The 21,616-nt window shown below is 61.1% G+C and carries 16 protein-coding genes; 13 read left to right on the top strand and 3 right to left on the bottom strand.

Features of this window, described 5'->3' with window-relative positions; genetic code table 11:
• Nucleotides 1-215: 215 nt before the first annotated feature.
• The 4 genes from IB250_RS15160 to IB250_RS15145 all read left to right on the top strand — a co-directional run bounded on the left by IB250_RS15160 (nt 216) and on the right by IB250_RS15145 (nt 7,575).
• Nucleotides 216-3,263, top strand: coding sequence for an autotransporter serine protease (locus IB250_RS15160; protein ID WP_192344698.1), 3,048 nt, complete (start codon nt 216-218; stop codon nt 3,261-3,263).
• A 23-nt stretch (nt 3,264-3,286) separates the two neighbouring features.
• A complete protein-coding gene (locus IB250_RS15155) occupies nt 3,287-4,987 on the top strand; it encodes a polyurethanase (protein WP_192344697.1) in 1,701 nt (566 codons plus the stop codon).
• A gap of 97 nt (nt 4,988-5,084) precedes the next feature.
• Nucleotides 5,085-6,938 carry a polyurethanase gene (locus IB250_RS15150; RefSeq protein WP_192344696.1) on the top strand — a complete coding sequence of 618 codons (1,854 nt, stop codon included), beginning with the start codon at nt 5,085-5,087 and terminating at the stop codon, nt 6,936-6,938.
• Between the two features lie 262 nt (nt 6,939-7,200).
• Nucleotides 7,201-7,575 (top strand): hypothetical protein, encoded by a 375-nt coding sequence (locus IB250_RS15145; RefSeq protein ID WP_192344695.1) that lies wholly within the window; start codon nt 7,201-7,203, stop codon nt 7,573-7,575.
• 231 nt (nt 7,576-7,806) lie between these two features.
• Here the strand turns inward: IB250_RS15145 and IB250_RS15140 are convergent, their stop codons facing one another.
• Nucleotides 7,807-8,733 (bottom strand): 2-hydroxyacid dehydrogenase, encoded by a 927-nt coding sequence (locus IB250_RS15140; RefSeq protein WP_192344694.1) that lies wholly within the window; start codon nt 8,731-8,733, stop codon nt 7,807-7,809.
• Nucleotides 8,734-9,005: 272 nt separating this feature from the next.
• On the opposite strand from IB250_RS15140, the gene gabT reads away from it, so the two are divergent.
• The 6 genes from gabT to IB250_RS15110 all read left to right on the top strand — a co-directional run bounded on the left by gabT (nt 9,006) and on the right by IB250_RS15110 (nt 15,515).
• A complete protein-coding gene (gene gabT / locus IB250_RS15135; protein WP_192344693.1) occupies nt 9,006-10,298 on the top strand; it encodes a 4-aminobutyrate--2-oxoglutarate transaminase in 1,293 nt (430 codons plus the stop codon).
• Nucleotides 10,299-10,393: 95 nt separating this feature from the next.
• Nucleotides 10,394-11,050 (top strand): 2-haloalkanoic acid dehalogenase, encoded by a 657-nt coding sequence (locus IB250_RS15130; protein ID WP_192344692.1) that lies wholly within the window; start codon nt 10,394-10,396, stop codon nt 11,048-11,050.
• Between the two features lie 45 nt (nt 11,051-11,095).
• Complete coding sequence (locus IB250_RS15125) at nt 11,096-11,584, top strand: Lrp/AsnC family transcriptional regulator (protein ID WP_008055821.1); 489 nt, start codon at nt 11,096-11,098, stop codon at nt 11,582-11,584.
• A 491-nt stretch (nt 11,585-12,075) separates the two neighbouring features.
• Nucleotides 12,076-12,849 (top strand): DUF4198 domain-containing protein, encoded by a 774-nt coding sequence (locus IB250_RS15120; RefSeq protein WP_225603514.1) that lies wholly within the window; start codon nt 12,076-12,078, stop codon nt 12,847-12,849.
• A gap of 39 nt (nt 12,850-12,888) precedes the next feature.
• Entirely contained in the window at nt 12,889-14,094 is a 1,206-nt protein-coding gene (locus IB250_RS15115) for a DUF1624 domain-containing protein (RefSeq protein ID WP_192344690.1), read from the top strand.
• A gap of 77 nt (nt 14,095-14,171) precedes the next feature.
• Complete coding sequence (locus IB250_RS15110; protein ID WP_192344689.1) at nt 14,172-15,515, top strand: OprD family porin; 1,344 nt, start codon at nt 14,172-14,174, stop codon at nt 15,513-15,515.
• 211 nt (nt 15,516-15,726) lie between these two features.
• Here IB250_RS15110 and IB250_RS15105 read toward each other — a convergent pair whose 3' ends face one another.
• Both IB250_RS15105 and IB250_RS15100 read right to left on the bottom strand, forming a co-directional pair.
• Nucleotides 15,727-16,440, bottom strand: a complete 714-nt coding sequence (locus IB250_RS15105; protein ID WP_192344688.1) for a cupin domain-containing protein — start codon at nt 16,438-16,440, stop codon at nt 15,727-15,729.
• Nucleotides 16,441-16,509: 69 nt separating this feature from the next.
• Nucleotides 16,510-17,367, bottom strand: coding sequence for a GNAT family N-acetyltransferase (locus IB250_RS15100; protein WP_192344687.1), 858 nt, complete (start codon nt 17,365-17,367; stop codon nt 16,510-16,512).
• 240 nt (nt 17,368-17,607) lie between these two features.
• Here IB250_RS15100 and IB250_RS15095 point away from each other — a divergent pair, with 240 nt between their 5' ends.
• From IB250_RS15095 to IB250_RS15085, 3 genes are all read left to right on the top strand, one after another.
• Entirely contained in the window at nt 17,608-19,080 is a 1,473-nt protein-coding gene (locus tag IB250_RS15095; RefSeq protein WP_192344686.1) for an aldehyde dehydrogenase family protein, read from the top strand.
• A 530-nt stretch (nt 19,081-19,610) separates the two neighbouring features.
• Complete coding sequence (locus IB250_RS15090; protein WP_192344685.1) at nt 19,611-20,279, top strand: haloacid dehalogenase type II; 669 nt, start codon at nt 19,611-19,613, stop codon at nt 20,277-20,279.
• A gap of 45 nt (nt 20,280-20,324) precedes the next feature.
• Entirely contained in the window at nt 20,325-21,599 is a 1,275-nt protein-coding gene (locus IB250_RS15085; protein WP_192344684.1) for an NAD(P)/FAD-dependent oxidoreductase, read from the top strand.
• The last annotated feature ends 17 nt before the right edge of the window (nt 21,600-21,616 follow it).

The following is a 21,616-nucleotide window of genomic DNA, read 5'->3' as shown; positions in this document are numbered from 1 at the left end:
CGAGCCTGCGAGGCTGCGTTCGGCTGCGAAGCAGTCGTGAAGTCAGCTGTCGCGGTGTGTCAGGAAGACCTTGCAGGCAGGGTTTGCGACGGCTGCGCCGCCGAACGCAGCCTCGCGCAGCTCGGCAGCTGCTACAGATCGCGCTAACGCGTGGTGTATCAGCAGGACAAGGCGGCCACAAAGATTTTTGCAACACAACTAAGGACGGTAGCTCGATGAATAACAAGTACAACAACCTTGCCTTGCTCTGCGCATTGGCCACCTTGGGCACCGCACACGCGGCGCCCTACGTGGAAAACGGCAGGACAGGCGATCCCGATAGCTGGCGCAGCACAGAGTTCAACGCTGACTGGGGCCTGGGGGCGATCAATGCTCAGGAGGCCTACGCCGCCGGCTACACCGGCAAAGGCGTGAAACTGGGGATTTTCGATCAACCGGTTTACGCCTTGCACCCGGAGTTTTCCGGGGCCAATAAAGTGATCACGCTGGTCACCAGCGGCATCCGCGAATACACCGACCCGTACATTCCGGTCAAAGCCGGGGATGCCTTTTTGTATGACGGTTCGCCCTCGGTGGGCTCCAACGGCAAACTCGGTGCCCACGGCACTCACGTTGGCGGGATCGCCGCGGGCAGTCGCGATGGCGGGCCGATGCACGGCGTCGCCTTTGGTGCGCAAATCATCAGCGCCGACAACGGCGACCCGGGCCCGGAAGACGGGATCATTCGTGGTAACGACGGCGCGGTGTACAAGGCCGGTTGGGATGCCCTGATCGCCAGCGGTGCGCGGATCATCAACAACAGCTGGGGCATCGGCATCACGGATCGCTTCGACCTCGGTGGCCGCGACCCGGCGTACCCGCACTTCACCGTGCAAGACGCGCAACTGCAGTTCAACGAGATCCAGACCTTGCTCGGGACCAAACCCGGCGGTGCCTACGACGGCGCCATCGCGGCGGCCCGCAGTGGCATCGTGACGATCTTCGCCGCCGGCAACGACTACAACCTCAACAACCCGGACGCCATCGCCGGCCTCGGTTACTTCGTCCCGGAGATCGCGCCGAACTGGATGACCGTCGCCGCGTTGCAGAGAAATCCGGACACCAGCAGCCCCGACCCTTACAACATCAGTACGTTTTCGTCACGCTGCGGCTACACCGCGAGTTTCTGCGTGTCGGCACCAGGCAGCCGCATCTACAGCTCGATTATCAGCGGCACCAATGCCGATGACCTGACCACCGGCTACGCCAATTACAACGGCACCTCCATGGCGGCGCCGCACGTTGCGGGCTCTGTGGCGGTATTGATGGAACGCTTCCCGTACATGACCGGCGCGCAAGTCGCCAGCGTACTGCGCACCACTGCCACCGACCTCGGCGCACCCGGCGTCGACTCGCTGTACGGCTGGGGCATGATCAACCTGCGCAAAGGCATCGATGGCCCGGCGATGTTCGTGACCGAGCAGGACATTCCCGAGGAATTCCGCATCGACGGCGCCTACGGCTCCAGCCAGTTTGTCGCGGACTTGCCGGGTATCGGCGCGATCATCGACGCCGGCAAACCCACCGAGCGTGTGTGCAATGACGTGCATTGCGGGCTCGACGTTTGGCGCAATGACATTTCCGGTCATGGTGGCCTGACCAAGCAGGGCATCGGCACGCTGGTGCTGACCGGCGCCAACACCTACGCCGGCCCGACCCTGGTCAATCAGGGCCGATTGGCTATCAACGGTTCGCTGCTGTCGGCCGTCACCGTCAATGACAGCGGGATCCTCGGCGGTAACGGCAGCATCGCGGCGCTGACCGCGAAAAGCGGCGGTACCGTGGCGCCCGGCAATTCCATCGGTACCTTGCAGGTGGCGGGCGACGTGACTTTCGAGCCTGGCTCGACCTACGCCGTAGAGCTGTCACCCACCAGCAGCGACCAGATCATTGCCGGCGGCAAGGCGATCATTGAGGGCGCAACGGTCAGCCTGTCTCTGGAAAACAGCCCGACATTGCTGACCACCAGCGAAGCGAAATCCCTGCTCGGCAATCAGTACAATATCCTGCAAGCGGCCGGCGGGATCGAAGGGCGCTTCGGTGCGGTGGTGCCGGACTACCTGTTCCTCGGCGGCACCCTCGACTACTCGGCTGGCGGCATTCAACTGGCGGTGGTGCGCAACGCAACGTCCTTCACCAGCGTTGGCCAAACTCCGAACCAACGCGCCGTGGCCGCTGCCGCCGAGCAGTTGGGCGCAGGCAATCCGCTCTACGAAACCCTGCTGCTGTCGCCGACCGCCGCTGTCGCGCAACAAGCGTTCCAGCAACTCTCCGGGGAAATTCATCCGGCAATCGGCACGCTGCTGATCAACGACAGCCGCTACCTGCGCGATGCGGTTGGCGAGCGTCTGCGTGAGCACGATTTGTTCGACGCCGGGGCACCCACCGATGACCGCAGCAACGCCTGGCTCAAAGTGCTCGGCGCCTGGGGCAAGAGCGATGGCGGGCATGACAACGCCAGTTCCAACAGCTCCATTGGCGGGTTGCTGGCCGGTGTCGATGGCTTGATCACTGAAGATACGCGACTGGGTTTCGTCACCGGTTATAGCGACAGTTCATTGAGCATGGGCGATGGCACACATTCGTCGGCCTCGGTCGACAGCTACCACTTGGGTGCGTACCTGGGCCATGAAATCGACGCGTTGCGCCTGAGCGTCGGTGGCGCTTACAGCTGGCATCGCATCGACGTCAAACGTGATCTGCAATTTAACGGTGTCAGCGGCAAGCAGAAATCCAAACGCGATGCGACCTCCGCGCAACTGTTCACCGAAGCGGCGTATCGCCTGGACCTGCAACCGGTCGCTCTGGAGCCGTTCGTCAATCTGGCCTACGTGCACTTGAACACTGAAAGCTTCAGCGAAAAAGGTGACGCCGCCGCACTCAAGGGGGGTGAAAACAACCGCGACGTGGTGCTTTCGACCCTTGGCCTGCGGGCGAGCAAAACCATTGCGCTGTCCGACCAGCAACAGCTGGAACTGTCCGGCACGCTCGGCTGGCAGCACAACCTGAGCAACACCCGTTCCGAAGACCACTTGGCCTTCGTCAACGGCAACACCGCGTTCAGCGTGCAAAGCGTGTCCATGGACCGCGATGCCGCGGTGGTCGGTGCCCGTGCCGGATTGGCGCTGGGCCGCGATACCCGTTTGAGCCTGGATTACAACGGGCTGCTCGGCTCCCGGGAAAAAGACCACGGCGTGGGCCTGACCCTGGACTGGCAGTTCTGATTTGACGCAAAGGAAGCAAGCACATGGGACTGTTTGATTATAAAAATGCCGGCAGTGAAGCCGGCAAAGCGCTGTACTCCGACGCGATCGCGCTGACGCTCTACGCCTACACGCCAACCGGCCAGCCACTGCCGGCGACCGCTTGGGCGCCGATTGGCGCGGCAGCGTTGGGCTATCAGGGTAACGTCGGGGCGCAAGGCACTTTCTATGGCGAGAAGGACGGCTTCACCAGCGCCGAAGCCGAAGTGCTCGGTAAATACGACGGGGCAGGCAAGCTGATCGGCATCGGTATCGCCTTCCGTGGCACCGGCGGCCTGGGGTACAGCGACACCTTCGGCGACATGAAAAACAATCTGCTGGCCGCGGTCGGCCCGGTGGATTACGCGACGAACTACGCGAAAAACGCCTTCGATACTTTGCTCAAAGACGTCGCCGCGTTTGCCATCGTCCATGGCCTGAGTGCCAAGGACGTAGTGGTCAGCGGGCATAGCCTTGGCGGGTTAGGGGTCAACAGCCTGGCGGAGTTGAGCGGCAATAATTGGGGCGGTTTTTTCAAGGACGCCAACTACATCGCCTTCGCCTCGCCGACCCAAAGCGCCACCGGCAATAACGTACTGAACATCGGCTATGAGAATGACCCGGTGTTTCGAGTGCTCGACGGCACCACGTTTAGCAGTGGCTCGCTGGGCAAGCACGACGGTCATCAGGAGTCGGCGACCAACAACATCGTCAACTTCAATGACCAATACGCCTCCACCGCGCAGAACCTGGTGCCATTCAGCATTCTCAATCCGTTGAACTGGTCGGCCCACGGTTCGTTGGGCTATGCCGACGGCTTGAACCGGGTGATTGACTCGCGCTTCTACGACCTCACCGACAAGGACTCGACGCTGATCGTGTCGAACCTGTCGGAATCGTCCCGAGGCAGCACCTGGGTCGAAGACCTGGGGCGCAGCGGCGAGCCGCACACCGGTAGCACCTTCATCATCGGCACAGACAGTAATGACTGGCTCAAGGGCGGCGCGGGCAATGACTTCATCGAAGGCCGAGACGGTAACGACCGGTTCCGCGATGACGGTGGCTACAACCTGCTGCTGGGCGGCAAGGGCAGCAACACCTTCGAGCTGCAGAAGCCGTTGCAGAACTTCAGCTTTGCCAACGATGGCGACGGCACGCTGTACGTGCGCGACGCCTACGGCGGCATCAGCCTGACCCGCGATATTGGCGCGCTGGTGAGCAAGGAATCGGGCTCGTGGTGGGGCAGCAAGGAGGTGACCTACAACGTCACCGCCAATGGCTTGCTCAATGGCACGGAACTGACCCACTACAACCACTCGCTCAACGGCGATGGCTACAGCAACACGCTGGCGGCGACGCTGGATGGCGATTGGCTGTTCGGCAACGCCGGCGACGACCTGCTGCGCAGCGACAAGAGCCACGTGACCTTCGTCGGTGGCGCGGGCAATGACGTGATGCAGGCCTCGGGGGGCGGCAACAACACCTTCCTGTTCAGCGGCGCCTTCGGATTCGACGCGATCAATGGCTACCAGGGCAGCGACAAACTGGTGTTCATGGGCGTCCAGGGCGCGGGGCAGGGTTATGACTACGCCCAGTACGCGACCCAGGCCGGCAACGACACTGTGCTCAAGATTGGCGATTACGCCGTAACGCTGGTGGGCGTGGGTCTGGATAATCTCTCGGCTTCGGGAATTACCTTCGCGTAAAGGCTGCATGCACTAAAGGCTCCGGGGCGCCTCGTCAGTGAGGCGTCCTGGTTGTGAGCTATCTCTGACAATTCCAACAAAGAGAGAGGCAATACCAATGGGTGTGTATGACTACAAAAACTTCGGCACAGCAGACTCCAAGGCGTTGTTCAGCGACGCCATGGCGATCACGCTGTATTCCTATCACAACCTCGACAACGGTTTCGCCACCGGTTACCAGCAAAACGGCTTCGGCCTGGGCTTGCCGGCAACCCTGGTCACCGCGCTGATTGGCGGCACCGATTCCCAGGGCGTCATTCCCGGCATTCCCTGGAACCCCGATTCGGAAAAGGCTGCTCTGGAAGCCGTGCAAAAAGCCGGCTGGACGCCGATCACCGCCGCGCAATTGGGCTATGACGGCAAGACCGACGCTCGCGGAACCTTCTTCGGCGAGAAGGACGGTTACACCAGCGCCCAAGTGGAGATCCTCGGCAAGTACGACGCCCAGGGTCATCTCACCGAAATCGGCATCGCTTTTCGCGGCACCAGCGGCCCACGAGAAATCCAGATCGGTGACTCCATCGGTGATGTGATCAACGACCTGATGGCAGCGCTAGGACCAAAGGATTATGCGAAAAACTACGTAGGTGAAGCCTTCGGCAATCTGCTCAGTGACGTTGCAGCGTTTGCCCAGGCCAATGGGCTGTCGGGCAAGGACGTGCTGGTCAGCGGCCACAGCCTCGGAGGGTTGGCGGTCAACAGCCTGGCGGACTTGAGCAGCGATAAGTGGTCCGGTTTTTACCAGGATTCCAACTACATCGCCTACGCCTCACCGACCCAAAGCAGCAGCGACAAAGTGCTGAACATCGGTTATGAAAACGACCCGGTGTTCCGCGCCCTCGATGGCTCGACATTCAACCTGGCCTCGGTAGGTGTGCACGATGCCGCCAAGGATTCGACGACCGATAACATTGTCAGCTTCAACGACCACTACGCCTCGACGGCGTGGAACGTGCTGCCGTATTCGATCCTCAACATCCCCACCTGGATCTCGCATTTGCCCACCGGTTACGGCGACGGCATGACCCGGGTGCTGGAGTCGCAGTTCTACGACCTGACCAGCAAAGACTCGACCATCATCGTCGCCAACCTCTCGGACCCGGCGCGCAGCAACACCTGGGTCCAGGACTTGAACCGCAACGCCGAAACCCACAAAGGCAGCACCTTCATCATCGGCAGCGACGGCAATGACCTGATCCAGGGCGGCAAGGGCAACGACTACCTGGAAGGCCGCGACGGTAATGACACCTTCAGGGATGGCGGCGGCTACAACATCCTGTTGGGCGGCAAGGGCAGCAACGTGCTGGACCTGCAGCAGTCGGTGAAGAACTTCACCTTTGCCAATGACGGTGCTGGCAACCTGTACGTGCGCGACGCCAATGGCGGCATCAGCATCACCCGCGATATCGGCAGCATCGTCACCAAGGAGCCGGGGTTTCTATGGGGGGTGTTCAAGGATGACGTGACCCACAGCGTCACCGCCAATGGCCTTGCGGTCGGCAGTAACCTGACCCAGTACGCCTCTAGCATGAAGGGTACGACCGGGGCCGATACGCTCAAGGCGCACGCAACCGGCGACTGGATGTTTGGCCTGGACGGCAACGACCATTTGATCGGCGGCACCGGCAACGACGTATTTGTCGGCGGGGCGGGTAATGACCTGATGGAGTCGGGCGGCGGGGTCGATACGTTCCTGTTCAGCGGCGCGTTTGGCCAGGATCGGGTGGTGGGTTATCAAGCCAACGACAAACTGGTGTTCCTCGGCATTCAGGGCGTTGCGCCGAACGATGACTACCGGGCCCATGCCACGGCGGTGGGGCAGGATACGTTGCTGACGTTTGGCAGTGATTCGGTGACCCTGGTGGGTGTCGGGCTGGACAGTTTGTCCAGTGGGGGGATTGTGATCGCTTGAGGGTGATGCGGCGCCGGTAAGGGCCCTATCGCGAGCAGGCTCGCTCCCACAGGGATTGAACAATGAAATCCAATGTGGGAGCGAGCCTGCTCGCGATGAACGATAACGCGGTAAACCTGCCTGTCTACGTGACCCGCCGGTCACTCTCGAACTCCAATACCTGCACCAACAGGAATCTGGCACTAAACCATCAGCCCATCCACGCGTTATCCCTATAACGCCGGTGCTGCATGCTGCCATTGAGTACAGGAGATTTTGCAACGTGAGTAACAGCAAGAGGTACACCTTCGGTCTGGCGCTGGCCTTGTTATCGGCAACCGCCGCCGCAGAACTGCCTCAGAGCTCGATTCTGACCCGTTACGGGGTCACCTCCGATCAACTGCCAAAACCGGCCGCGATCGAAGCCGCCAAACCTGCCAAACCCATCGAAGAAAAAACTCGCTTTCAAATCCAGCCGGAACAGCCCTGGGTGACAGTGCGCCTGGGCGACGGTAAACAACCGGAGAAAACCGGCAATATCAGTATCGATCGTTCGATGCAGCAGGAACGGGAGCGTTGCCAGAGGATGCAGGAACGACTGATGCTGAAAGGAGGGCAGTCCTTTTCCTGCGATAACAATATTCTGGGAACTCACTGAGCATAACGGGTGACCCTGAGCATAATGCCGGTTAGTTAAGCCGTAATGCGATCTGTAGCAGCTGCCGAAGGCTGCGTTCGGCTGCGCAGCAGTCGTAAATCCGGCTGATGCGATTTGCCTGATACACCGCAAGTTCGGGTTTGACGACTGCTGCGCAGCCGAACGCAGCCTCGCAGGCTCGACAGCTGCTACAAAGAGTGCGTCGTGGCGTGGCTAACCGGCATTAGGCTATCAATAACCCTGCGTGCGATCGATCTCGCCCGACATCGGCTCGCCCCGTTGATGTCGACGAATATTCTCCAGCAACACACCAAAGGCACTTTCTGGCTGGGTCATCGCCGCGATGTGCGGTGTCAGCAGAATCTGTGGGTGGTGCCAGAACGGATGATCCACCGGTGCCGGTTCCTGCTGCAGCACATCAAGGACCGCGCCGCTCAAATGCCCGCTGTCCAATGCCTCAAGCAGATCGCCCTCCACCAAATGCCCGCCACGGCCCATGTTGATCAGCGCCGCGCCTCGGGGCAGTTGCTCAAACAGCCTGCGATCAAGAATGCCCAGGGTCTGTTCGGTCAGCGGCAATACACACAAGAGAATGTCGCACTGTCTGAGGAACGCTGGCAGCTGTTGGTTGCCGGCATAGCAATCGACCCCCTGAATGTGATGGGCACTGCGCGCCCAGCCTGACAAGGCAAAGCCCAGCGGCTGCAAGGTTGTCAGAATCTGCTGCGCCTGAGCGCCGAGCCCCATGACCCCGACCCGACGCCTGGCGGCCGGTTGCAGCAAGTGCGCTTGCCAGCAGCGGGCCATTTGTTGCTGGCGATAGCGCAACATGTCCCGGTGCAGGCTGAGCACGGCAAAACTGGCGTATTCGCACATGCCACGGGTGATGCCGGGGTCCAGCAGGCGCACCACCGGCAAGGTCGCCGGCAGGCGATTGAGGTCGAGTTGATCGACGCCAGCGGACAAGGCAAATAGCACTTGCAGATTGGGCAGCACAACCTCGAGATCGTCGGGTGCCTGCCACGCGGCGAGGTACTGAATGTCCTTCGGGTCGCCGAGGTCCGGCCACGCGCGCCATTCGATATCCGGGGCGTGTTCGGCGAACAGCGCTTTCCACTGTTCGCCGCGCACAGGGTCAGCTTTATACAGCAGGGCCATGGGCATTTCCTGAAAGGTGAAGGTGCTGCCCATCATCGCGCAACGCCAGCGCAGGATCTGTCGAAAGCACCGGGGTTAACGCGTTGTGTGAGGTTCTATCGGCCATCCACCGGCAGATTCGGCGGGTTGAAGGAATCTGCCGTTTGGCGGGGTGAAAACAGTCGATCCGAATTTCTCAGGGGGCAAGTTCGGCGTAGTTCGTTTCGCGCAAGCCTTAACCTGAACACCATCGCAACCACTTCCCGGTTGCCGGACTCACGATGGGAAATGCCATGAACAGCAAAGTCGACGAAACCCCTCATTTGCTCCGTCAGCGCGATCAATTCGTGCCACGTGGCCTGGTTACCGCGCACCCGTTGGTGATCGATCGGGCCCAAGGTTCAGAATTGTGGGACGTGGACGGCAAGCGCTACCTGGACTTTGTCGGCGGTATCGGTGTGTTGAACATCGGTCACAATCACCCGAAGGTGGTCGCGGCGGTGCAGGCGCAGCTGCAAAAAGTCTCCCACGCCTGTTTCCAGGTGGTGGCCTACAAGCCTTATCTCGATCTGGCTCAGCGCCTGTGCGAAATGATCGGCGGTCAGGAATCCTATAAAGCGGCGTTCTTCACCTCCGGCGCCGAAGCCGTGGAAAACGCGGTGAAGATCGCCCGCGCCCACACCAACCGCTCGGCGGTGATCGCCTTTCGCGGCGGGTTCCACGGCCGGACCTTGCTCGGCACCACGCTGACCGGCATGAGCCAGCCCTATAAGCAGAACTTCGGGCCGTTCGCGCCGGAGGTCTTCCACACTCCGTATCCGAATGCCTATCGCGGCGTGACCAGCGACATGGCGCTCAAGGCACTGGACGAATTGTTGGCCACCCAAGTGGCGCCCGAGCGGGTCGCGGCGATCATCATCGAGCCGGTGCAGGGCGATGGCGGTTTCCTCTCGGCACCGACGGAATTTCTCCAGGCCCTGCGTGCCTTGACTGAAAAGCACGGCATTGTGCTGATCCTTGATGAAATCCAGACCGGTTTCGGTCGCACCGGTAAATGGTTCGGCTTTCAGCACGCCGGCATTCAGCCGGACCTGGTCACTGTCGCCAAAAGCCTGGCCGGTGGTTTGCCGCTGTCCGGTGTGGTCGGCAAAGCCGAGATCATGGACGCGCCGTTACCCGGCGGCCTCGGTGGCACTTACGGCGGTAACGCGCTGTCATGCGCGGCGGCGCTGGCGGTGATCGAGGCTTATGAGCAAGAGCAGTTGCTGGCCCGTGGTGATGCTTTGGGCGAACGTCTGCGTCAGGGCTTGTTGAGCTTGCAGGCTCGTTACCCGCGTATCGGCGACGTACGCGGTAGCGGCTTCATGCTGGCGATCGAGCTGATCAAAGATGATGACGCGCGCACCCCGGATGCCGACCTGAATCAACGGTTGATCGACGAAGCCCGAGCCGGTGGCTTGTTGGTGATCAAGTGTGGCGTGTACCGCAACGTGCTGCGCTTCCTCGCGCCGCTGGTGACCACCGAAGCGCAGGTCGACGAAGCGCTGCAGATTCTCGACGCGGCGCTGGCACGAGTCTTGAACTGAGCTCACGCCTGCTCCGGGCGGTGCCACATGGCATCGCCCGTGAGCATTTATGGAGCATGGATTGATGGAATGCATCATCGGAGGCTTTACACACCATGGGGCTGACTGATTATCGAGCGCTGTTGATCGATTGCGATGAGGTCCTGGTGGATCGCGATTCCGGGGTCTGGACGGCGTTGCAGCCGCTGCTCGACAGCCGTGGCGGCCACCCGGACAAGGCACAGATACTGGCCGAATTCAGCGAGGTGGTGCATGCGCTGTACCCGCGCTTCGGCGAGCTGGGGTTCAGCGGCTTGCTGTGTTTCGCCCACCGTCAGTTGGCCGAGCGCTGGGGGCTGAAAGCCAGTTGGGAGGAGGGCATGAGCTTTGCCCGCTCGGTGGCGGGTTGGTCGTTGTTCGAAGACGCACCCGGCGCCATGCTGTACCTGCGCAAGTTCTATCGCCTGTTGGTGCATGGCGATCGCGATGCCGAGGATCGGGGCCTGCTGTGCGAGCGCCTGGGAATCATGCCCGACGACTTTATTTCTCTGGCCAGCGATCCGCTGCGGGATCACGATTGGCTGGCGGCCAATGAGCTTGATGCCAAAACCATCCTCCAGGTGACCCGGCCTTCCGCCCGGCCACAGGGGGCGGGCGCTGTCTGCCTGATCTGTCGCGGCCGGGGCAAACACCCGACGCCGTGCGCGGCGGATTACTGCATCAACAGCATGGCGGATCTGGTGGCTCAGCATCAGCTGTCTTTACGGCGCTGATTTTGCTAGAAGATTGTCTTACAAACGGCAGTCAAGAGGTACGCAATGGAAGGTTTAGTAAAACTGGACCGGATCGACATCAGCATCTTGGTTGAGCTGCAAAAGGATGGGCGCATGACCAACGTCAGCCTGGCCGATGCCGTGGGCCTGTCGGCCAGCCCCTGCCTGCAACGGGTCAAACGGCTTGAGTCGGCCGGGTACATTTCCAGCTACAAGGCCCATCTGAACCTGGCCAAGATCACCGACTCGGTCACGGTATTCACCGAAATCACCTTGAGCGACCACAAGCGCGAAGACTTCGCCAAGTTCGAATCCAATATCCGCCTGGTCGATGAAGTGCTCGAATGTCACCTGATCAGTGGCGGCTACGATTACCTGGTGCGTTTCATGACCCGCAGCATCCAGCATTATCAGGAAGTGATCGAAAGCCTGCTGGACAAGAACATCGGCATCTCCAAGTACTTCAGCTACATCGTCATCAAATCACCCGTGCTCAAGGACGGCGTGCCGCTGCGCAAATTACTGCGTCACTGAAACTCCCTCCGCGAACACATCCATCGTCCATTCCATGCCCTTGCAGCCTGCCGCGCCTTTTTTAAAGGCGCGCGACGGGCTGATGCCGCTCTGGGGCGCACCTTTTGTAGCAGCTGCCGAGCCTGCGAGGCTGCGTTCGACTGCGAAGCAGTCGTGAATCCTGAATGCACGGTGTGCCTGACGGACCGCGGTGCCTGATTTTACGACTGCTGCGCAGCCGAACGCAGCCTCGCGCTGCTCGGCAGCTGCTACGGGGCGTGCACCTCGATTGGACATTAGGGCCGCAGAGTCTCTCTGCACGCTTCACACTGGCGCAGGCCGCATAAAGAGCTGTTTACGCGGCAAAAACAGTCTTCATTTGCGTAATGAGCAATGAATTCGGGACGAAGCGCAAAATAGCCTGCGTTGTAATGCGTTCAGAGAGAGGGGCCGATCGTTGCAGGGCTGCAACGATCCGTTGAACAACACCAATCGGAGCGCAAAAAATGCGAATGAGCCACGCAAAAAAAGCACTGTTGGGTTACGGCGTCTTCCTGCTGGCAAGCAGCAGCGAGGCGCATCAAATCTGGTACGAGCAGCCACCGGGGCAACCCCTGGCGTTGTACTACGGGGAATATGACAAGAACATGCTGGAAGTCACACCGGGCGGGATGGACCGGTTCCGGCAACTCAAGGGCTGGTCGATCAGCAACAAGTCTCAGCCGTTGAGCCTGACCTTACAGCGCCAGGCGTTTGCCGTGGCACATCAAACCAAAGTGGATGACTCGCTGCTGGCCGAGGACGCGCATTACCCGATCTTCGACCTTCATGAAGGCGATAAAACCCAAAAGGCTTACTGGACGCCCGCCACCCGTTGGGTCGGTGACTTGCGTGCCCGCACACCGGAACTGACGCTGGATATCGTGCCTACCGGTGTCGCCGATGCCGGCAAGGCGCAGTTCCAGGTGTTCTACGCGCACAAGCCCTTGGCGGATCAAGACGTGGTACTGGAAACCGGCTCCGGTGAAGTGTTTACCCGGCGCACCGATGCGACTGGCAAGGTCAGTTTCGAGCTGCCTTGGCAGGGCACCTATGTGGTGGCCGTCGAATACAAGGACCACACCGCCGGCGAGCGCATCAATGCCCAGGGCCAGGCCGAACCCTTTGACGTGAAGAGCTTCAGTTCGACGCTGTCGTTCTATCGAAAGGAAGGTCAGGTACCCTTGCCGCGGGCGCCGTCGCAGCTGCCGGCATCGGAAGTTGCCAGGCTGAAGAAACAGGGCTGAGCCAGCGGTAGTCCACTGACCACGACATGAGTGACTGATATGACCCTATTCACAAGCGTGGCAGGGCAGGCGGGAAGTGTTTCCCCTGCGCTTGCCTCCAGCGCTGCAAAAGCCAACACCCGGATGCTCGCCATCGATGCCCTGCGCGGCTTCGTCATGCTCTGCATGCTCGTCGACCATGTGCGGGAAACCTTTTTGCTGCACCGCCAGGTGACCGACCCGATCGACGCCTTGAGCGTGACCCCGGACCTGTTCTTCACCCGATTGTTGAGCACCATCTGCGCTCCGGTGTTCATCTTCCTCACCGGTTTGTCGGCCTGGCTCTACAGCCAGAAACACACGGCCAACGAGACGTCAGTGTTCCTGCTCAAACGCGGGCTGTTCCTGGTGTTTCTGGAGCTCACATTCGTCTGCTTTGCGTGGAACGCCGAGTTCCCACCCAAAACGTTGTGGCTGCAAGTGATCTGGTGCATCGGCATCTGCATGATCGCGCTCGCCGGGTTGCTGCACTTCAAGCGCGGTTGGCTGATCGTGCTCGGGGTGGCGATTGTCGTCGGGCACAACCTGCTCGACGGCGTGACCGTGGGGCCGGAGTCGCCGTTCTACGTGCCGTGGTCGATCCTGCATCAGCGGGTGTTCATCGACATCACCGAGTTCACCCGGGCTCGCACCACGTATCCGGTGTTGCCGTGGATCGGGGTGATTCTGCTGGGCTGGGCCATCGGGCCGTGGTTCGGCAAGGACATGGAACCGGCCGAGCGGATTTCCCGGTTGCTGAAAGTCGGTGTCGGCCTGCTGGTGGCGTTCGTGTTCATTCGTTACCTGAACGTCTACGGCGAGAAGCCTTGGGTGCAGACCGGTGACTCCCTGCGCACGTTCATGAGCTTCATGAGCGCGAAGAAGTACCCGCCGTCGCTGATGTTCCTGATGCCGACCCTCGGCCTGGGGCTGATCCTTCTGGCGTTGTTCGAGAAGGCCCAGGATCGCTGGTCCACCGCGACCCTGGCGATCTACGGCGGTGCGCCGATGTTCTTCTATTTGCTGCACCTGTACGTACTCAAGGCCATGTACCTGGTAGCCGTCGCCATCTGGGGCGCCAATCAGGGCACCTATTACGGCTTCGATGACCTGCCCATGGTCTGGCTGTGGAGCGTGATTCTCGGGGTGTTGCTGTTCTTCCCGACGCGTTGGTTCGCCAACCTCAAACAGCGCCGTCGCGACATCGCGATTCTCAAATACCTCTGATTGCCCTTCGGTGTCCCCCATTCGGCGGGACACCTTGCAGACCCGCTACGTACGACTGATTTTCCAGGAGTCAAACTGTGAAGACATTGACCACGCACGCCCTGCTTTTGGCCTTGGGAGGGCAAAGCCTGCTCGCTCAGGCCTCGGAACAAGACAATGCCAAAGGTTTTTTAGAGGACGGCCAATGGAACCTGCTCAATCGCAGCGTCTATGACCGTCGCGATTATGAACACGGCTCGCTCAGCAATGGCGCGCGCAATGCCTATAAACCCAGGGCCCAGCGCAGTGATCTGGCGGAGGAATGGGCTTATGGTTTGATGGCCGATGTGGCCTCGGGTTTCACCACCGGCACCGTAGGCTTTGGGTTGGACGCGCACCTGTATTCCGGCTGGCAACTGGACAGCGGAGGCGGGCGCGCCGGCAAGGCCCGACTGCTGGGCGTCGACAACGAAGGTCACCCCAAAGACGAGTTCAGCCGAGGCGGCGCGGTGGCCAAGCTGCGTTTTTCCTCCACCGAATTACGCTACGGCGAGCAGCGAGTGAAAACCCCGGTGTTCGGTTCATCAGACAGTCGCTTGTTGCCCGAGACCGCCACCGGTTGGCTGCTGACCAGCCGCGAACTGCCCGGCACAACGTTGTATGGCGGGCACTTCAATGAGAGCACCGACCGTAATGCCACCAGCCATGACCAGGGCTTCGTGGTCAATTACTCCAACGGCAAACAGGGCAACAGCTTCGATTTGATCGGCGTGCGTAACACCTCGATCAAAGGGCTCAATGCCAGCCTGTTCAGTGCGGAGTACGACGAGACATGGCGTCAGCACTATCTGGGCGCGGTGTACACGCAACCGTTGGCCGCCGGCCAGGACCTGATCTTCGACCTCAATCTGTATCGAACCCAAGACACCGGCAAAGCCTTGTCCGGCCGTATCGACAACACCACCTGGAGTTTTCTTTCCACCTACAAGGTCGGCTCCCACAGCTTCGGCCTGGGTTACCAAAAGGTCGATGGCGACACGCCCTACGACTACGTGACCCGTGGCGCGATCTACCTGAGCAACGCGGTGGCGCTGTCCGACTTCAACGCACCCGAGGAAGCGTCCTGGCAGGCCCGCTACGATCTGAATATGGCCGGCTACGGCGTTCCCGGCCTGACCTTTGGCGCACTGTATGTGCGCGGCAGCGGCATCGATGGCAGTCATATGGACCCGAGCGGTGGTTACAAATGGCTGGGTTACGGGCAGGGCGGCAAACATTGGGAACGAGATCTGCAAGCCAAGTACGTGGTGCAGTCGGGACCGGCGAAAAACCTTGGGTTTACCCTGCGGCATGCGGTCCATCGGGGGAATTCGGCGCAGGCCGAGCTGGATGCCGATCAGATTCGTCTGGCGATTGAATATCCGCTGGGTGGGAAGTTCTGAGGCACAGCCTTGTAGCCGCTGCCGAGCTCCTGAGCCTCCCACAAAGGATTTGCTGTGAGCCCGTTTTTTTGCGAACGCCACAGATCCAATGTGGGAGCGGGCTTGCTCGCGAAGAGGCCATAACATTCAGTATCCGTGTTGAATGTAAGTCCGCCTTCGCGAGCAAGCCCGCTCCCACAGGTTCTGCACCTACGAGAGCTACTAGTGAGCGCTATTTGACGGCATAAACCTTGCGCACGTACCGCGCACTGCTCCAGGCGCATGGCGCGCCTTGCGGTACGAACACGGTATCGCCGGGGTTGACGGTTACGCGGGTTCCATCCGGCGCCTGCAAGGTCACGCTGCCTTCGAGCAGGTGCATCAGCTCGTTGAGTTTGTGCGCTCGGCCATGGCGAGTGTACGGCGTCGAATCCCAGACACCGACGCGCAGATCAGTGGCGTCGTCTTCGAAGGCATTGCGGGAGCGGCACTGCGGCGTAGGACCGATCAGTATTTGCGGTTCCGGGGCTGCCGAAGGGGACAGCATTGCCAATGGGTCGAGTGCGGTCAGCCCCGGCGTCGGTTTGGCGGTGGGGTTGGTGACGGCGCAGAAGGCCCAGCAGGTATCGGGTTGTGCCTGAAGCTTGAGCGCCGTACCGCGACCGATCACGGCGCTGGCACCGATCCCCAGTTCCAGCATCTGCTCCGCGGATTGCAGCACGACATGCCCGGCGTGGACCACGATCACTTCGGTGTGCGGAAAGTCATCGATATCGAGGGTTTTGCTGGTGTGAACAATGCCCGCCGATACGCCGTCGGGCCCGGTGTAGGCGACCTGGCGACCGTCCATGAACGGATCGATGGAGCTCAAGGGTGCTGTTTTGAAAGGCGTAGAAATACGGCTGCCGTCGGCGCGAGCCAACAGCAGAACGGTAGGTTGAGACATGCGGGTGACGCTCCCTGCAAATGGGGGGGAGAAGGTGTTGGATGGCGCTTGTTTCATCGCGCGCCGGAGTCAACCAATGGCTTGGGTGACGAGGGCAAATTGGCGAACGCCGCTGACCGCTTGCGGCGGTGTACCGAGTGCCATTTGTGCCACGGTGTCGACCTGTTTGAGGCCGGCCAGCTCCAGCCATTCGCCCAAGCCACTGTCCGCTGGAATGTCGATCCGTACGAAGGCGTCCGGCACCTCAGCCAACAACACGGCGATCATGCGTTTGGCCTGCTCGGGGGTTTCGGCGATGACCGGACCGATACAACGACCGCGGCCGAAGGGGCGCAACAGGGCGAAGGCTCGCAACTGACCGTTGCGTTCGATGCCCACCGAATGCTCGACCACATCAAACAGATCCGTAAGCACCGCTTGGCGGTCGAGCCCACTGCCAGCGTTGGCCAGTTCCAGTTGACGAACCTGATCAGCCGCGCGCAGCGGGCGACATTCTTCACCGTCCGCCAGCGCTTCAAGCGCGGGTGCTTGCGCCTGGCCTTGATGCTGCTGAACCCGGCCGAATTCGACAAAACCCTGACTGGCGTAAAGCGGTGCGCCGGCGAGGGTGGCATTGAGCATCGGCGTGCATGACTGGCAAGCCTCAAGCGCAAGCTCCATCAACCGGCGACCGATGCCCTTGCCCTGATAGTCATCACTGACGATCACCAGGCCGATGGTCGCGTATTTGCCTTGCGGACAGGCGAACGCGCTGCCGATCAATCGCTCGCCATCGAGCACCACGAAGCCTTCGCTGACCCGCTGCAACATCGCCCAGTCTTCCAGGCGATGGGGCCACTTCAACTGCACGGACAAGGCGTGGGCCGAGGGCAGATCGGCGGCAGTCATCGGCCGATAGACATAAGTGGAAGGGTGCGAGGCGGACATGGCGAGTCTCCGTTTTCAGTGTGCGCGATCAACCGGTTTTCCGGCGCTAGGGTGCCTGTATCCCATCTGCGTGAAGGCCTGGCAAGGGGGCCGGATAGATTCGGCAGATTCCTCACGTCGAAGGCGTACAGACCACACTTACTACTTAATTGCCCCATAAGGTCGGCAGCAAATGCTTGGGCTTTTTTTCTACGATGGAGGCCTGAGTTCACGACTCGCCGTCCCTTTTTGGAGTGCTCCATGGATAGCTTCGATCCTCGCCTTATCGCTGTGCGCAGCGCTCACTTTATTGCCGGTCAATACCGCGATGCCCGACCGGGACTGGAAGTGGTCCGGCCTTCGGACGGCCAGGCCTATGCCCAGTTGCCGATCGCCGATGCCGACCTGGTAGATGAGGCGGTCAATGATGCCTGGCAGGCGTTTAATCGCAGCGACTGGGCCAGCCGTCCACCTCGGGAACGGGCGCGAGTCATGCGCCGTTGGGCCGATCTGATCGAAGCCGATGCCGCCGTCCTGGCGCCGTTGGAAGCGGTGGGTTCGACTCGTCCGCATAAAGATGTGATCGCCTGGGATATTCCTTATGTGGCGGAAGGCATTCGTTTTTTTGCCGAACTGGCGGACAAACACGGCGGCCATGTCGCGGCCACCCAGACTGATCGGCTGGGCATGCAGATCGCCGAACCGTACGGCGTGATTGCCGCCATCGCGCCGTGGAATTTCCCGTTGAGTATGGCTTCCTGGAAAGTCGCCCCGGCGCTGGCCGCAGGCAATGCCGTGGTGCTCAAGCCGTCGGAGCTGACGCCGTTCTCCAGCCTGCGTTTTGCCGAGCTGGCGGTGCAGGCGGGCATTCCTGCGGGGATTTTCAACGTGGTCCAAGGCGATGGCCGTATCACTGGCGATGCCTTGTGCCGTCATCCGCGCGTAGGCAAGGTGACCTTCACCGGGTCCACGGCGACCGGGTCGAGCATCATGTCCACCTGCGCGCTGGTGGGGCCGAAACCGGTGACGCTGGAGCTGGGCGGCAAGAGCCCACAACTGGTGTTCGCCGACGTGCCGGACATCGCGAAAACCGCGCGCACCGTGGCGCTGGCCATTACCGGCAACGCCGGGCAAGTGTGCGTATCCGGTTCGCGGTTGTTGATTGAACGTTCGATCATGGAACCGTTCATTGCGCACTTGCAGACGTATTTCGAAGAGCTGCGCCCGGGGCCGACCTGGTCTTCCGAGAGCACGCTGTCGCCGATCATTTCCCGGTTGCAGGCCAGCCGTATTGACGGCATCGTCCAGCGTTCGCGTCAGGCCGGGGCCGAGGTGTTGACCGGCGGCGGGTTGTTCGAAGGGCTGGGTGGGGCTTATTACCAGCCGACCTTGCTGGCGGGTCTGGACAACCAGAACCCGGCGGTTTGCGAAGAGATCTTCGGCCCGGTGCTGACGGTGCAGGCGTTCGATGATGAAGAGCAGGCATTGAGCCTGGCCGCACACGCCACCTACGGCCTGGCGGCGGGGGTGCACACCGCTGACATCAATCGTGCGTTGCGGCTGGTCCGGCGTCTGGAAGCGGGCACGGTGTGGGTCAACCGTTACGGGCGCAGCAACGACTACATCCTGCCAACCGGCGGCTACAAACGCTCCGGCATCGGCAAGGATCTTGGGCGCGAAGCGTTCGAAGCGAATTTGCGTTTCAAGAGTGTGCTGATCGATATTGTGCAATAACACGCTCAAAGGTCACCCGTAGCAGCTGCCGAGCCTGCGAGGCTGCGTTCGGCGGCGAAGCCGTCGCAAACCCGGGATGCAAGGTTTTCCTGATACACCGCGATAGCTGATTTCACGACGCTTCGCCGCCGAACGCAGCCTCGCAGGCTCGGCAGCTGCTACGGGGAGGGGCAAGCAGTCGTCAAGTGATTCAACCGCACCCAAACGGGCGCTTCCTTAGGGACGCGCCCGTTTTCGTTCAGCCCGGCGCAGGTTCTGCCGTGAATGCGGGCGTTTTTGAGCCTCGCGCAGCCATCAAGGTCCATAAAAGCGCACAAATACGGGGTTTGCCCAAGGCTGGAGCGAGCCGCAAAGTCTGCTGAGGGGGGTGGCTAAAACGGTGGTTTGTATCAAGCAGAGGTCGCTTTTAACGCCATCTGCTGGTTTCACGGTGTTGTAATGACCGTGTGCTGCAGCGTTGCATCGCCGCTCCCGAGACGCAGCGAATGCCTGTCGCGCCATGACCTCAACGAACTTCAGGACCGCACTCAATGAGCTTTCTTCGCCCCAAATTCATTACGTTCGACTGCTACGGTACGCTGACCAATTTCCACATGGGCACGATGACTCGCGAACTGTTCGCCGATCGCGTGGTGCCAGAGCAGATGGATCAGTTCGTCAAGGATTTCTCCGCCTATCGTCTGGATCAAGTGATGGGGGACTGGATGCCGTATGACGAAATCCTCAAGACCGCACTGGCACGAGTCTGCAAACGTTGGGGCATCGAATACCGTGACGAAGGTCAGCTGTATTACGACGCCGTGCCGACCTGGGGCCCACACCCGGACGTGCCGGCCGGCCTGTCGAAAATCGCTGACAAGATTCCTCTGGTGATTTTCTCCAACGCCAGCGACAGCCAGATCATGTCCAACGTCGACAAACTCGGCGCGCCGTTTCACAAAGTCTTCACCGCCGAACAGGCCCAAGCCTACAAGCCGCGTCTGGCCGCATTCGAGTTCATGCTCGACAACCTCAACTGCGGCCCGGAAGACATCTTGCATGTGTCTTCCAGTTTCCGTTACGACCTGATGCCGGCCCACGACATGAAGATCAAGAACAAGGCCTTCGTCGCCCGTGGCCACGAAGTCCCGGCCAATGCCTTCTACGGCTACCAGCAGATCACCGACATCGGTGGGCTGGCGGCGCTGGTCGGTCTCTGAGTCGAACGGTAACGGCATTCTTCATTTGGCATAGGCGGGTTAGACATGGGCAGTGAATCCTACTGGCTCGACACCGCACCGGCGTTTACCGGTGCTCAGCCCGGTGCATTGCCCGGGCAGGTCGACGTGGCCATCGTCGGTGGTGGTTTCACCGGCCTGGCGGCGGCTCGGGCATTGGCGCTAAAGGGCGCCAGTGTGGTGGTGCTGGAAGCCGGAAGGGTGATCGGCGAAGCCTCCGGGCGCAACGGCGGCCAGTGCAATACCGGCGTTGCGCAGGACTACGCCGGGCTGAGCGCCAGCCTCGGTGCCGACAAGGCCCGCGCTTATTACCAGGCCTATGAAAGCGCAGTGCAGAGTGTGGTGTCGCTGGTGGAGCAGGAGCAGATCGCCTGCGACCTCAAGCGCAACGGCAAGCTCAAACTGGCGGCCAAGCCGATGCACTACGAAGGCCTGGCGCGTACCTGCGAACTGATTCGCCGGGAAGTCGATGCCGAGGTCGAGTTGCTATCCGCCGCACAGACCCGCGCTGAAGTGAATTCGGCCCAGTTCCATGGCGGCTTGCTGCAGCGCAACTGCGTGCAGATGCACGTCGGGCGCTTCGGTGTGGGGCTGGCCGAGGCGGCGGCGCGTCATGGCGCGTTGATCCATCAAGGCACGCCAGTAACGGACTGGAAAGCCCAGGCCGGCGGCTATCGGGTCAACACCGCCAAGGGGTCGCTGCACGCCGGACAAGTATTGCTGGCGACCGGTGCCTGTCAGCACGGCGGCCTGGGCTGGTATCGGCGGCGGATCGTGCCGGTCGGCAGTTTCGTGATCGCCACTGAGGTGCTGCCACAGTTCCTGATCGATCAGCTGCTGCCCGGTCGGCGCGCCTATGTCACCAGCCGCATGATCGGTAACTACTTTCGCCTGACCCCGGACAACCGCTTGCTGTTCGGCGGGCGTGCACGGTTTGCGATGTCCGACAGCGTGTCCGACGCCAAGAGCGGCAAGGTGCTGCAAGCGGCGATGGTGCAGATGTTCCCGCAGTTGGCCAACGTCAAGATCGACTACTGCTGGGGCGGACTGGTGGACATGACGTCCGATCGCTTGCCTCGGGCCGGTCAGCACGGCGGGGTTTATCACTCCATGGGCTACAGCGGCCATGGCGTACAGATGTCGGTGCACATGGGCCAGGTGATGGCCGAGGTGATGGCCGGCAACGTCGAGGCCAACCCCTGGCGCGAACTCGACTGGCCGGCGATTCCCGGGCATTTCGGCAAGCCGTGGTTCTTGCCATTCGTGGGCGCTTATTACCGCTTCCAGGACTATTTGCATTGAGTTGATGTTGTGGCGTC

Origin of the sequence: Pseudomonas sp. PDM09 (genome assembly GCF_014852305.1) — a bacterium.
GTDB lineage: Bacteria > Pseudomonadota > Gammaproteobacteria > Pseudomonadales > Pseudomonadaceae > Aquipseudomonas.
This window is presented reverse-complemented; position numbering and strand designations above follow the sequence as displayed.

Coding starts and splice junctions, on each gene's coding strand:
- IB250_RS15105 (WP_192344688.1), bottom strand. CDS start 16,440: ATGTCTCAACCTACCGTTCTGCTGTTGGCTCGCGCCGACGGCAGCCGT.
- IB250_RS15095 (WP_192344686.1), top strand. CDS start 17,608: ATGGATAGCTTCGATCCTCGCCTTATCGCTGTGCGCAGCGCTCACTTT.
- IB250_RS15125 (WP_008055821.1), top strand. CDS start 11,096: ATGGAAGGTTTAGTAAAACTGGACCGGATCGACATCAGCATCTTGGTT.
- IB250_RS15155 (WP_192344697.1), top strand. CDS start 3,287: ATGGGACTGTTTGATTATAAAAATGCCGGCAGTGAAGCCGGCAAAGCG.
- gabT (WP_192344693.1), top strand. CDS start 9,006: ATGAACAGCAAAGTCGACGAAACCCCTCATTTGCTCCGTCAGCGCGAT.
- IB250_RS15160 (WP_192344698.1), top strand. CDS start 216: ATGAATAACAAGTACAACAACCTTGCCTTGCTCTGCGCATTGGCCACC.
- IB250_RS15130 (WP_192344692.1), top strand. CDS start 10,394: ATGGGGCTGACTGATTATCGAGCGCTGTTGATCGATTGCGATGAGGTC.
- IB250_RS15115 (WP_192344690.1), top strand. CDS start 12,889: ATGACCCTATTCACAAGCGTGGCAGGGCAGGCGGGAAGTGTTTCCCCT.
- IB250_RS15100 (WP_192344687.1), bottom strand. CDS start 17,367: ATGTCCGCCTCGCACCCTTCCACTTATGTCTATCGGCCGATGACTGCC.
- IB250_RS15140 (WP_192344694.1), bottom strand. CDS start 8,733: ATGGCCCTGCTGTATAAAGCTGACCCTGTGCGCGGCGAACAGTGGAAA.
- IB250_RS15090 (WP_192344685.1), top strand. CDS start 19,611: ATGAGCTTTCTTCGCCCCAAATTCATTACGTTCGACTGCTACGGTACG.
- IB250_RS15085 (WP_192344684.1), top strand. CDS start 20,325: ATGGGCAGTGAATCCTACTGGCTCGACACCGCACCGGCGTTTACCGGT.
- IB250_RS15120 (WP_225603514.1), top strand. CDS start 12,076: ATGAGCCACGCAAAAAAAGCACTGTTGGGTTACGGCGTCTTCCTGCTG.
- IB250_RS15150 (WP_192344696.1), top strand. CDS start 5,085: ATGGGTGTGTATGACTACAAAAACTTCGGCACAGCAGACTCCAAGGCG.